The 12,591-nt window shown below is 68.0% G+C and carries 10 protein-coding genes, 1 tRNA gene and 2 pseudogenes; 6 read left to right on the forward strand and 7 right to left on the reverse strand.

The window, feature by feature from the left end:
• Positions 1–30 precede the first annotated feature (30 nt).
• Positions 31–777, forward strand: coding sequence for an SDR family NAD(P)-dependent oxidoreductase (locus LW587_RS10040; RefSeq protein ID WP_232629452.1), 747 nt, complete (start codon positions 31–33; stop codon positions 775–777).
• Positions 778–810: 33 nt separating this feature from the next.
• Positions 811–1,071 (forward strand): annotated as a pseudogene (locus LW587_RS10045) ((R)-mandelonitrile lyase); the annotation flags it as partial.
• Here LW587_RS10045 and LW587_RS10050 read toward each other — a convergent pair.
• Both LW587_RS10050 and LW587_RS24225 read right to left on the reverse strand, forming a co-directional pair.
• Complete coding sequence (locus LW587_RS10050) at positions 984–1,430, reverse strand: glutathione S-transferase C-terminal domain-containing protein (protein ID WP_232629453.1); 447 nt, start codon at positions 1,428–1,430, stop codon at positions 984–986. The pseudogene LW587_RS10045 and the gene LW587_RS10050 sit on opposite strands and share 88 nt — an antisense overlap.
• Before the next feature lie 131 nt (positions 1,431–1,561).
• A pseudogene (locus tag LW587_RS24225) lies at positions 1,562–1,663 on the reverse strand (hypothetical protein); the annotation flags it as partial.
• 446 nt (positions 1,664–2,109) lie between these two features.
• Here LW587_RS24225 and LW587_RS10060 point away from each other — a divergent pair.
• A complete protein-coding gene (locus LW587_RS10060) occupies positions 2,110–2,559 on the forward strand; it encodes a hypothetical protein (protein WP_232629455.1) in 450 nt (149 codons plus the stop codon).
• A 267-nt stretch (positions 2,560–2,826) separates the two neighbouring features.
• Here the strand turns inward: LW587_RS10060 and LW587_RS10065 are convergent, their stop codons facing one another.
• A complete protein-coding gene (locus tag LW587_RS10065) occupies positions 2,827–4,974 on the reverse strand; it encodes a helicase-related protein (RefSeq protein ID WP_232629456.1) in 2,148 nt (715 codons plus the stop codon).
• Between the two features lie 535 nt (positions 4,975–5,509).
• The gene (locus LW587_RS10070) at positions 5,510–5,710 is read right to left on the reverse strand and encodes a hypothetical protein (protein WP_232629457.1); all 201 of its coding nucleotides are present in this window, start codon (positions 5,708–5,710) and stop codon (positions 5,510–5,512) included.
• Between the two features lie 397 nt (positions 5,711–6,107).
• Here LW587_RS10070 and LW587_RS10075 point away from each other — a divergent pair, with 397 nt between their 5' ends.
• The 3 genes from LW587_RS10075 (at position 6,108) to LW587_RS10085 (ending at position 10,206) form a co-directional block, all read left to right on the forward strand.
• Positions 6,108–6,434: a hypothetical protein gene (locus LW587_RS10075; protein WP_232629458.1), complete on the forward strand. Its 327-nt coding sequence runs from the start codon at positions 6,108–6,110 to the stop codon at positions 6,432–6,434.
• Between the two features lie 417 nt (positions 6,435–6,851).
• Positions 6,852–7,163 carry a hypothetical protein gene (locus tag LW587_RS10080; RefSeq protein ID WP_232629459.1) on the forward strand — a complete coding sequence of 104 codons (312 nt, stop codon included), beginning with the start codon at positions 6,852–6,854 and terminating at the stop codon, positions 7,161–7,163.
• Positions 7,164–7,200: 37 nt separating this feature from the next.
• Entirely contained in the window at positions 7,201–10,206 is a 3,006-nt protein-coding gene (locus LW587_RS10085) for an Ig-like domain-containing protein (protein ID WP_232629460.1), read from the forward strand.
• 108 nt (positions 10,207–10,314) lie between these two features.
• Here LW587_RS10085 and LW587_RS10090 read toward each other — a convergent pair whose 3' ends face one another.
• The 3 genes from LW587_RS10090 to leuC all read right to left on the reverse strand — a co-directional run bounded on the left by LW587_RS10090 (position 10,315) and on the right by leuC (position 12,575).
• Complete coding sequence (locus LW587_RS10090) at positions 10,315–10,488, reverse strand: hypothetical protein (RefSeq protein ID WP_232629461.1); 174 nt, start codon at positions 10,486–10,488, stop codon at positions 10,315–10,317.
• A 420-nt stretch (positions 10,489–10,908) separates the two neighbouring features.
• Positions 10,909–10,993: transfer RNA gene (locus LW587_RS10095), tRNA-Leu, on the reverse strand.
• A gap of 160 nt (positions 10,994–11,153) precedes the next feature.
• The gene (leuC, locus tag LW587_RS10100) at positions 11,154–12,575 is read right to left on the reverse strand and encodes a 3-isopropylmalate dehydratase large subunit (RefSeq protein ID WP_232629462.1); all 1,422 of its coding nucleotides are present in this window, start codon (positions 12,573–12,575) and stop codon (positions 11,154–11,156) included.
• Positions 12,576–12,591 lie beyond the last annotated feature (16 nt).

Genomic DNA, 12,591 nt, shown 5'->3' on the forward strand with positions numbered 1-12,591 from the left:
TCTCACCGAGGTCAGCAGGACAAACGAGACATGCGCCGCTTCACCGGACGGGTCGCCTTCATTACGGGGGCCGCCAGCGGCATTGGCCGCGCCACCGCCCTCGCCTTCGCGAAAGAGGGCGCCCGGGTCGCGATCACCGACCGCGCGGAGGCCGCCCTCGACCGGCTTCGCACGGAGATCGAGGCGGAGGGCGGCGAGGCGATCGCGATCCGCTGCGACGTGTCGGTGCCGGAAGAGGTCGAGGCCGCGGTGGCCAGGACCGTCGCGCGGTTCGGCCGGCTCGACTGCGCCTTCAACAATGCCGGCGTCGAGAACGAGGCCGCTCCCGTCCACGCGATCGCCCTCGACGCGTGGGACAGGATCCTCACCATCAACCTGCGCGGCACGTTCCTGTGCATGAAGCACGAGCTCGCGCAGATGCTGCGCCAGGGCGGAGGGGTCGTGGTCAACACCGCGTCCGGCGCGGGCATCCGGGGCGTTGCCGGAGGCGCGAGCTACGCCGCCTCCAAGCACGCCCTGATCGGCCTCACCAAGTCGGCCGCCCTCGATTATGCGAAGGCGAACATCCGGGTGAACGCCGTCCTGCCCGGCAACATCGCGACGCCGATGATGGACCGCTTCACGGGCGGTGACATCCAGAAGGCGATCGATCTCGAGCCGGTGGGGCGGCTGGGCAAGCCCGAGGAGATCGCGGAAGCGGTCCTGTGGATGTGTTCGGATCTCGGCGCGTTCGTGACCGGCGCCGCGATCTCGGTCGATGGGGGCTGGTCACTCTGAGGAGCATTCGCGAGGCCAAGGAGGAACGATCCCATCGACATCAAGCGCAGCGAGTTTCAGCCCTCGGGCACGGGACCGTCCGATGGGTTCACCGGCACGGTGCGGATCGATCCGCTCCACGACGCCCCCGCTCCGGCCCGCGCGGCCATGGCGAGCGTGACGTTCGAGCCGGGCGCACGGACGGCGTGGCCTACCCATCCGCTCGGTCAGACGCTGATCGGAGCCCCTGCCGGGCAGGGGCGCCGGGTCCAGGAGCGCCCAGTCCAGGGGCGCCCGGTCCACGGGCGCCGTGCCCCCTCGACGCGGCGACGTGTGCGGACCGGTTCAGCGGGCTCGAACGCCAGCGTCCGCTCGGGATACCACGTGGTCGTGAGGGTCTGGATGGGGCGACCGAGGTTCGGCAGGGTGCGGGCGAAGCCGGTGATCGCCGGATGCATGCCGCGCGGCTGGAAGAAGGCCTGGGTGAAGCCGAACACCGCCGCGTCGTACGAGGTCGGGCGTTCATTGCCGAGCAGGTGGCGCGTCTCGCCGATGAGGGTGTCGATCGCCCGAAGATCCCGTTTCGCCTTGTCGATGCTCTCCACCGTCGCGAAGCGCGCGATCCCCCGATCATCGCAGCGTTTGCGGAAGTCCTCGCGGCGCGCTGAGCGCATCCTGGATCTCGAACGGCAGCGCGGACGGATCGCCGACCCTCGCCTGCAGGAGTGAAGTCCCAGCCGTTCTGGTCAAAGAACTCGTCGGAGATGATGATCCAGTAGAGGTGATCCTCCAGCGTGCCCTGCACCATCTCGCCCCACGCCGCCTGTGTCGACGTGAGGTGCGTGTCGGGGTCGCCCACGGTGCGCTTCAGGGCATCGATGATCAGGCCGGAATCGGCGATCCGCATGTCGCCGACCCTGATGAACGGCACCTGCCCCGCCGCCCGACCTCGGGAACCGGTTCGGAGGCGATCACGTCCGGGATGTCGAACAGCCGGGGATCCGCTCCCCGCTTCGCCCCAAAGGGTGAGAGGTTTGAGACGAACGGCGCGATCGCGTTGTCGCCGAGGGTGATCGTGTGCCGCTTGAAGACGGTGCGGCCGTACGCGGGATCCGCGTTGAACCGGACGCGGCTTGCGGGCGATGCCCCAGCCCTCATCGACAGCCCTTATCGACAGCCCGCCGCGCAGTCACCGCGACGTGAAGCGATCGCAATATTAAGGTCGATTTTCATTATGGAATATCAATTCCTTGAATGATAAACGTCCTTCCATCCTGACTTGCATCGCGCGATATCCATCATCAGACGACGCGAAGCGACCCACCTTTCCCCGATACGTCCAAGGAAGACACCGTGGCTCACGCTCTGACCTTATCCGTTGTTTCGGCCGCGCTGTTGACCGTGCTCGTGTCGCCCGGTTTGACGCAGACCGGGGAGGGGAATGACGAGCAACGTTGCATCGCCTACGGCACGGTGCCGGGCACGAGGGCCTATGTCGAGTGTCGGGAGACACTCAACCGCGATCGCCGCGACGGGCCCTCACACGTCGATCGCGACCGCATCGCGCCGCCCGACGGGGAACAGGCCCTCTCCGATGGCCTGGCCTTGGCGGAATGCGAACGCCGTGCGCGCCAAGTCGCCCCGCATCCGATCAAGCGCCGCGCGACAAGCTTCGTTTTCCCGGGACGGGAGAAGCGCGCCACGATCTCGTTCGCGATCGATAAGCCCGGCTCGTCATCGGCGTTCTGGAATGTCGAGTGCAAATTCATCGGGCGGTCGATGACGGATTTCAAGGCAAGCTGAGCCGCGCGCGCTGGCCGCGTTCCGTCGCCGGGGGATCGCGCTGGCCCGCGCCGGCCGCGTCTGCGTTCGAGCCATCGCGCCAGACCCTGTGGCTCGGTCGTGGGCCACGATGTCTTCTGACCGGATCAGGAGGCTTTTCGGCAGAGGGTTCCACGGCCTGTCAGCCGGGCAGGGGAGGGGTCGTGCGAGGGGTCGCCTCGACGGAGAGTGCCCGCCAATGATCTGCCGCCGATCCTGAACCCGGCGGCGAATGTCTCTGTGCCCCGTTCACGTCCGGGTCCCGACGACGCGGCGCGTCCGGCGCTCCGCCTTGCGTGTCGCCGTTTCCCGCAAGTGATGCTCGATGGCGTCGTTGGCGCGTCCGCGCATCTGCCGGATCGCCTCGACGTCGTCGAAGGTGTCGGGGAAGCGCCGGGCCAGCCAGAGATAGGCGCTGGCGAGCTTCACCGTTCGCTCCTGATAGTCGAGCTCGCCCGCCATGCTGGCCCGCAGCGCGGGGACGGTCGCGCCGATCGCGCGGGCCTGGCTCCAGCGCTCCAGCATGCCCGTGGCGATCGCGTCGCGGCGATGGATCGGACAGACCGAGAAGACGAACTTTTCCTCGATGGGGAGGCGAGCGCGGTCGATCAGCCGCGCGATCTCCAGAATTTCCTCCAGAGCCGAAGGCTGGAATGGGGAGCCCGCGTAGAAGGTGGCCCGCGCGAAATGCGTCATCACCTCGTGGAGGCTGTTCGTTCCCATCTCCTCCGCCACCGAACGGATCGCGGTCAGGTCCGGACGCACGAAGAAGCGGGTGTCGGCGGCGGGAGCCGTCGGCGCGCCCGACAGCGCGAGGCGGATCGGCTCGATGGCGCTCGGCTCCGTGGCCGCGACGTAGCCGACGTCCTGGTGCCCGTAACGTCCGGCCCGGCCGGCGATCTGCCGGATCTCGGAGGGCGTGAGCGCGCGCTCCGCGCTGCCGTCCCACTTGCGCACGGCCGAGAAGACGATCCGCTTCAGGGGCCCCAGGTTGAGGCCCATCCCGACCGCATCGGTCGTGACGAGGACATGGGCCTCGCCCGATCGGAACCGTGCCGCTTCGGCGCGGCGGACCTCGGGCGAGAGCGCGCCGTAGATCGTCGCGACCCGGTGCCCGCGGGCGACCAGGATCTCGCGGTTCTCGTGCACGGCGCGGCGGGAGAAGGCCACCACGGCATCGCCCGGCTCGACCGCCTCCAGAGGGCTCGCCTCCTCCTGAAGCAGCAGGGGCGACTTGCGCGCGAAGGGGATCACCTCCAGCGACTCGTTGGCCGCCTCGGCGGCACGGCGCACGGCGGACAGGGCATCGTCGGACCCGCAGACGATGACGGTTCTGGCCGGCACGCCGAACAGGGCGTTCGTCCACGCCCAGCCCCGGTCCGGATCCGAGAGCATCTGGATTTCGTCGATCACGGCCACGTCGATCGGCCGGGACAGATCGGCGGTCTCGATCGTCCGGGCCGTGTGGGTCGGGTCGGGCTCGCCCAGGATCTCCTCGCCGGTGACCATGCCGGCCCGTAGCCCGCGCTCGCACAGGGCTTCGTAATTCTCCAGGGCGAGGAGCCGCAGCGGCGCCAGATAGGCGCCGGTGGGCGCCGCCGTCAGCGCCTGCAGCGCCGCGTAGGTCTTGCCGGAATTGGTCGGTCCCATATGGAAGAGGATGCGCCGGTTCAGGCGCCGCGCCGCGCCGAACTTTTCGATGTAGGCGCCGAATCCGACCTGATCCTGAAGGCGCCGCAGGCGGGAGCCCTCGCGCGCCACAGCCTTGGCCCGTTGGCGCACCGGCGCCAGGGCGTCCGCGAGGGAGCGGGCGAGCTTGGGGCTGAAGCGGAACGGGCGGGAGCGCAGGGAGCGATCCATGTGCGCGAGATAGGCCGCGGCGTCGGCGCCCACCTCGCGCAGATCGACGAGGATCTGGCTCCGGAGCCGGTCGATCGGCTTGCGCAGGGCGCGGACGATCTCCCCCTCGGCTTCGTCAAGGGCGGCTCGCAACGCGTCGAGGCGGTCGGTCGGAGCGTTGCGCGCGGCCATCCCGGCCAGGATATCCGCCGCGTCCCGTTCCGGCGCCGCCTCGATCCGCACATCCATCCGGCCGGCTTCGAGCAGCGGGATCGCCACGCGAAGGGTCCAGGTGATGCCGTTGTCCTTCGCGACCGCGGCCCTGAGGGTGGGCACGGCGCGCTTGAGTGCCGGAATTCCGGTCTCCACGAAGGCGCGGACCGCCGCCATCGCGCGCAAGGCCCGGGCGACACGCTCGTCCTCGACGGTCGCCCCGAACTCGGGCAGTTCGAGATGCGCCCGCAACGCGTCGAGGTCGACGCTTCCCGGAGAGTGGCCGAGCCGCCCGAGCGACCCGATCAGGCTCTCGATCGTCGAGGGGAGGCGCTTGCGGGCCATGAAGACGGTCTCCGCGGGAACGGGGGGACGATCAGACTTGCCGAGGCCTCGATCCCAGGCCTCGATCGAGCTCAGGCGAGAACCGGCTGGACGCGTTCGGGGTTCAGCGCGTCGGCCTTCGCTCCGCGATCGCCGGGGCAGCGCAAGGCTTTGCGGTGTGAACGCGGACCCGGCCGGTCTCGTTCTCGCACCTGTCCGTTACGATTGACCGAACACCATCGCCCTGGCGGCCGCGCGGAAACCAAAACCTCAGCCGCTCTTCAGGCGCCAAGCCGACTCTCGCTGGTTCCACCCCTCTCGGGCGGCGAAACGCCCGTCCTCAGGACAAAAAAGGCCGCCCCGGTGAGGGAGCGGCCCGGAGTCTTGGGAGGAAACGCCCCAGAGGGGCACGGGACCGCGACGCCATCGCGGTCTCGCATGATGCCAATGTGTATGCTGCGCCGCACACGGCAACCCGGAAGCTGGTTGCATTCTGTGCATGAGAGCGGCGGCTGAGCTGGCAAGGTGCGCCATCACACCATGGCGGGCTTGGCCGCTACAGGCCTTCCGGGGGTTCGTCGCCCTGCCCCAACTTCCGCACCAGCGCGGCGAGGTAGGGATCAAGCCCTTCGTCCAGGACGGGCCCGTAGAGCATCTGAAGCTGACGCCCGATCCGCAAACGGATGCGCGCATCCAAGATTGGCTCGACCGCGGCCGGTAAGGATGGCGATGGGCTCTTGTCCGGGTCCAGGGTCATCCTCACAAAATCGTGACCAGACCTTAACAAACAACCCGGCAAAACCACGCACATCATAGGAGGGGCTTGGTCAGCTCAGACGGACGACGAACGCGTCGGAACCGGTGCCCCCGGTCAGGATCCCGCAGCTCAGGCCACCGATCTGCTTGTCGATGCCGTTCAGGACGTCGCGGCCGAGCCCCCCTCTCCCCGCGATCCGCCTTGTCTCGCCCGGTGTCCGGAGAGAGGGAAAGGCTGAAAAACGGTCGGTTCCGGCACATGGTATTGCGGCCGCGAAAGCGGCCCCAGCAAAGGCTATCCCACAACAACGGCCGCAGATTCGCCGCACACGATTTCGGAACCGACCGACTCGCGGGCGGTTGGCTCCCTATACCGAAAGACGAACGGAGATCTTTATATGCGGAAAATCGCATTTGCGACCATCGCGGCCCTCGGCGTCGCGACGCTGGCCGCTCCCGCTGCCGATGCACGGCCGGGCATGCGCGGTGGTCCCGCGACGGGCGGTGACGTCGCCCGCCGTGGCGGCATCAATCGCGGGGCTGCCATCGGTCTCGGCATCGCCGGACTGGCCGCCGGCGGTCTTGCGGCCGGAGCCTATGGAAGCCAGTACGGCCATCGCTACGATCGCCCCGTCGGCTACGATGATGGGTATGGCCGGCGGGGTGGCTACGGCTACGATCGCGGCGGCTATGGATATGGCGGCGGCGGCCGGGGCGGTTACTGACAGACGATCGAGAGGCGCCTTGAGGGCGCCTCTTCTGCGTCAGGCGACCCTCCTGATCCATGCCATGCCCCGACACGCCGACCTCCCCGAGATCCAGCGTCGGTCATCACGCTGAGTGAACCGCCCCATGTTCTTCGGAGCCCGCTGGGTTTGGGTCAGGCGGCCAAAGCCTGCCCCTCGGCGCGCGCATAGTTGCGCGCTTCGGCTGCGGCGGGAGGCCAGCGGCCTGTCGGGATCCGCACGTCCATTGCCCGCGCTGCCCATTCCCCCACGGAGCGATCGCTGACACGTCGGTAGATGTCTTACGGCACTCTACCGCCTGCTCATGGCTCGCACCTGCTCTGCGGTTGAGCCAAACCCGCGATAACCGCCTCTCCATTAGCCTATGATGAATAGTGCGCAGAGGCCGGCCGCATCGTGACTTTGACCGCCGAGGACACGATCCGCCTGTCGAGGAGCATTTTCGAGGCACTGGCGGCGGGCGAGTTCGATCCGGGGCGGTTCACGAACATCACCACCGACACGGCGGATGCGGATGTCCGCATCCTCTACGAGCCCGCGACCGGCGAGCTGATCTATGACGCGGACGGTCTGGGCCGTGGCGTGACGGTGAGATTCGCCGTGCTCGACCACAAGCCCGCGCTCACCTCCGACGACGTCGTCATCGTGGGCGGCCAAGGGGCCCATACACCAAAAATTAAAGAGCTCAAAATTATCAATCAAATGTGATTTTTCACGCAACTGCAGCGAGCAGTCGCGCGATCCAATGCGCCAGGAAATGGTGCGAAAGGGCTGGGCCGTGGCACCGATTCCCACCAACACTGCACCGAAGTTTGCCGGAGGCGGTACCGGCAAGGTCCTCACACCCATCGGCCTATCGGACGATGTCGCCTACGGTGTCACGGTGCAGCCCGACGGCAAGATCGTTGTGACCGGATACGGTAGTGTCAGCAACTATGACTTCGCGGTGGTGCGCTACAACGCCAACGGCACGCTCGACACCGGCTTCGGCACAGGCGGCAAGATCGTCACGCCCGTCGGCTCGGAGTACGATGAAGGCCGCAGTGTCACGGTGCAGCCCGACGGCAAGATCGTTGTGGCCGGATATGGTTACGGTAGCGACAGCAACTACGACTTCGCGGTGGTACGCTACAACACCGACGGCACCCTCGACACCAGCTTCGGCACCATCCTCACACCCGTCGGTGCGGGGGACGACACCGCCTACAGCGTCACGATGCAGGCCGACGGCAAGATCGTCGTCGCTGGAACGAGCTTTAGCAACGACGGCAGCCAAGACTTTGCGGTGGTGCGCTACAACGCCGACGGCACGCTCGACACCGGCTTCGGCACAGGCGGCACGATCGTCACGCCCTTCGGCCTGAGGAGCAATGACGGCCGCAGTGTCACGGTGCAGGCCGACGGCAAGATCGTCGTTGCCGGCTTTGGCCCGGCCAGCGACGGCAACTACGACTTTGCCGTGGTGCGTTACAACGTCGACGGCACGCTCGACACCGGCTTCGGCAACGGCGGCACGATCGTCACGCCGGTCGGCACCGCGGGCGATTTCGCCTACAGTGTCACGATGCAGAGCGACAGCAAGATTGTCGTCTCAGGGTATAGCTTTGGCAGCGACGGCACCGCCGACTTTGCCGTAGTGCGTTACAACACCGACGGCACGCTCGACACCGGCTTCGGAACCGGCGGCAAGATCCTCACACCCGTCGGTACGTCGACCGATGTCAGCTTCGATGTCACGATGCAGGCTGACGGCAAGATCGTCGTTGCCGGCTATGGCCTGGACAGCAACGGCTTTGACTTTGCCGTGGTGCGCTACAACGCCGACGGCACGCTCGACACCGGCTTCGGCACCGGCGGCAAGATCCTCACGCCCGTCGGCGTGGGGAACGATCTCGGATTCAGTGTCACGGTGCAGACCGACGGCAAGATCGTCGTCGCGGGGTATGGCACGGGCAGCGACGGCAGCCAAGACTTTGCGGTGGTGCGCTACAACGTCGACGGCACGCTCGACACCAGCTTCGGCCCCATCGACACCCTCGGGGGCAGCGTCGGCTTCACCGAGGGCGACCTCGCCATCCGCCTCTCCTCCGACGTCGCCATCACCGATCTCGAATGCGACGCGCTCAATGGCGGGCTGGGCGATTATGCCGGCGCCGAACTCACGCTCGCCCGCAGCGGTGGCGCCAACGCCCAGGACGTGTTCGGCTTCGACCCCAACGGCTTCGTCGTCTCGGGCCAGAGCCTGGAGACCATCGGCGGCGATACCTTCGCGACCTTCACCGATGCGGGCGGGAGCCTCGTCATCCATTTCACGGGGACCAACGTAGCGACCTCGGCCCTCGTCACGGCGGTGGCGCGGGCGGTGACCTATGCCAACACCGCCGACGCACCCCCGCCCTCGGTCGCGATCGCGTGGCACCTCTCCGATGGCGGCAGCGACGCCATGACTGCGACCGGCACCACCACCGTCACCCTCACCGGCATCAACGACGCCCCCAGCCCGACCGCCGACATCCTCGGCATCACACAACGCCTGACCGAAAGCGGCAACCTGCTCGCCAACGACAGCGATCCCGACGGCGACACGCTCAGCATCACCGCGGTCGGGGCGGGCCCCGGGACCAATCCCCCGGCCTTCAACGGGGAGGGCCAGGCCATCGGACGCTACGGCACCCTCACGGTGGAGGCCGACGGCACCTATGCCTACGCGGCCATCGGAGAAGGCGGCGTGGCCGTCGGCGAGGTCGTGACCGACACCTTCACCTACCGCGTGTCCGACGGTGCGCTCGGGCAGACGACCACGCTGACATTCGAGCTGACCGGGTCAGGTCTGGGAACGGCGGACAGCAATAGCTTCCTGCTCACGCACGGCACCTCCATCGCCACGGGCCTGGGCGGGAGCGACCGCTACTTCGTCGACGAGGCCGGCGACCAAGTGATCGAGGCGATCGGCGACGGGCGGGACACCGTTGCCACGACAGCGAGCTACGCCCTCGCCGCCGGCCAGGAAATCGAGGAACTGCGCGTCGCCTGGAGCGCGGGGGACCAAGCCATCGGCCTGACCGGAAACGAATTCGCGCAGATCCTCAGAGGCAATGAGGGTGGCAACCTGCTCGATGGCAGGGCAGGCGCCGATACGCTCGATGGCGGAGGCGGCGCCGACTTCATGATCGGCGGCACCGGCAGCGACACCTACATCGTCGACAATGCCGGCGATCTGCTGATCGAGGCCGTGGGCGGAGGCCGGGACGCCGTCGCTGTGGGCGCGAGCTACACTCTCACCGCCCGCCAGGAGATCGAGGAAGTGCGGGTCCTGCTGTCGGCCGGCGACCAGGCCATCAACCTCACCGGGAACACCTTCGCGCAAACGGTGATCGGCAACAACGGCGCCAACGTCCTCGACGGGGGCTGGGGCAAGGATGTGCTGACCGGCCGGGGTGGTGCGGATACGTTCCTCTTCAACAGCGCGCTGGGCACCAACAACGTCGACCGCATCACCGACTTCGCCTCCGAGGACACGATCGGCCTGTCGAGGAGCATTTTCAAGGCGCTGGCGACGGGCGAGCTCGACCCGGGGCGGTTCAAGAACATCACCACCGGCACGGCGGATGCGGATGACCGCATCCTCTACAAGCAATCGACCGGCGAGCTGTTCTACGACGCCGACGGTCTGGGCAGCCGCGTGAAGATGAAGTTCGCCGTGCTCGACCACAAGCCCGCGCTCAGTTCCGACGACATCTTCGTCGTGTGACGCCAAGGACCTGCCGGTGATGGTGCGGGCGGGCCGATTCACCGGCCCGCCCGAGGCTGTTCTCGTCGGGGCTGATACGGGCTCCGCTTGATCAAAGCGGAGCCCGTATCAGGCAAGCTCGCGCGGCGTTTGAGCGAAGCCCAAATCCGCCATCCCGAAGGGATCAACCGGATTTGGCATGCCGCCAAAGCCCTCGAACAGCCCGTCGCTCGAATCCTTCCGCCGCCCGCGCACGACACAGGCCCGCTGCTGGGCCGGTCCCTCATCGATGAACGCAGCCAACGCCCGTCACCGGGCCTCGTCGAGCTTGGGCCGCGGGGCTTCTCGCGCTCGATCAGGCGGACTGCGCCGTTCCGCGAGGTCTGGATAGGGCGGCCCCCTCGGGGATGAACACCAGCGCCAGCAGCCCCCGGCGCTGACCGGCATCGCGGCTGCGCGACGCCAAACGCCGCAGGGCAGTCGCATCGACATTCTCGCACGGGCGCAAAGCCGGCGCCCTCCGCGCGGCCGCAGCCGGGGCGACGGAGGCGCAGCTCAACGCGTTGTTCGGATGGGCCGACGGGAGCCGCGAAAGCGTGATTGACACACGCACCACCAACCGGGCGAAGCAGGCCCCTTCAGCCAGAAAAAATCCCGCACCCGGCGACCCGGTGCGGGATCAAAACTTAGAAGACCAGCGATCTCAACAACTTGGAGATCTGTTGGTGCCCAGGAAAGGACTCGAACCTTCACCTCTTGCAAGACTGGTACCTGAAACCAGCGCGTCTACCAATTCCGCCACCTGGGCGCCGGGCCGTTTCCGGTCGGCGATGGGGTTCGTTTAGGGGGCGGCGGCGGAGGCGTCAATCGCTGTTTCGTGCCGCTTGGCAAAAAGCGGGGGCGGAGGTTTGCCGCGAAACCTCCGCCCCCGGTGACGGTGGCCCCTGCCAGTCCCGCCGGGCGGGGTGTCAGCCGCGCCAGTCGCGGATGTCGACGAAGCGGCCGGCCACCGCCGCCGCCGCCGCCATGGCGGGGGAGACGAGGTGGGTGCGCCCGCGCGGGCCCTGGCGGCCCTCGAAGTTGCGGTTCGAGGTCGAGGCGCAGCGCTCGCCGGGGCGCAGCTTGTCGGGGTTCATGCCCAGGCACATGGAGCAGCCCGGCTCGCGCCAGTCGAAGCCCGCCTCCTTCAGGATGCGGTCGATCCCCTCGGCCTCGGCCTGCGCCTTCACGAGACCGGAGCCCGGCACCACCATCGCCGAGACGCTCTCGTGCACCTTGCGGCCCTCGACCACCCGCGCCACCGCGCGCAGATCCTCGATCCGCCCGTTGGTGCAGGAGCCGATGAAGACCCGGTCGAGGGTCAGGTCGGTGATCCGGGTGCCCGCGGTCAGCCCCATATAGGCCAGCGCCTTCTCCTTGGACTGGCGCTTGTTCTCGTCGGCGATCAAGGCCGGGTCCGGCACCGCCCCGGCGATCGAGACCACATCCTCCGGGCTCGTGCCCCAGGACACGAGGGGCGGAAGGTTCGCCGCATCCAGCCGCACCTCGCGGTCGAAATGCGCGCCCTCGTCGGTGACGAGGCTCTCCCAATAGCGCCGCGCCGCGTCGAAGGCCGCGCCCTTCGGGGCCTTCGGGCGATCCTGGACATAGGCGTAGGTCGTCGCGTCGGGAGCGACCAGGCCGGCCCGCGCGCCCCCCTCGATCGACATGTTGCAGATCGTCATCCGCCCCTCCATCGAGAGGGCGCGGATCGCCTCGCCGGCGTACTCGATGACGTGGCCGGTCCCGCCCGCGGTGCCGATCTCGCCGATGATGGCCAGGATGATGTCCTTGGCGGTGACGCCCGGCGGCAGGGTGCCGTCGACGGTCACGCGCATGTTCCGGGCCTTGCGCTGAATCAGCGTCTGGGTGGCGAGCACGTGCTCGACCTCCGAGGTGCCGATGCCGTGGGCGAGGGCACCGAAGGCACCGTGGGTCGAGGTGTGGGAATCGCCGCAGACGATCGTCTGGCCCGGCAGGGTGAAGCCCTGCTCCGGCCCGATGATGTGGACGATGCCCTGGCGCCGGTCGAGGGCGTCGTAGAACTCGATGCCGAAATCGCGCACGTTCTCGGCCAGGGCCTCGAGCTGGATGCGGCTTTCCGGATCCTCGATGCCCTTCGACCGGTCCGAGGTCTGGACGTTGTGATCGACCACCGCGAGGGTCTTGTGCGGCGCCCGGACCCTGCGGCCGGCGACCCGAAGCCCTTCGAAGGCCTGGGGGCTCGTCACCTCGTGCACGAGGTGGCGGTCGATGTAGAGGAGGGCGGAGCCGTCCGGCTCGACATCGACGACGTGGTCGTCCCAGATCTTGTCGTAGAGGGTGCGCGGCGCGGTCGTTGCGACGGTCATGGCGTGAACGTATCTG

This window comes from Methylobacterium sp. Leaf118, from assembly GCF_920984675.1.
Classification (GTDB): Bacteria; Pseudomonadota; Alphaproteobacteria; order Rhizobiales; family Beijerinckiaceae; genus Methylobacterium.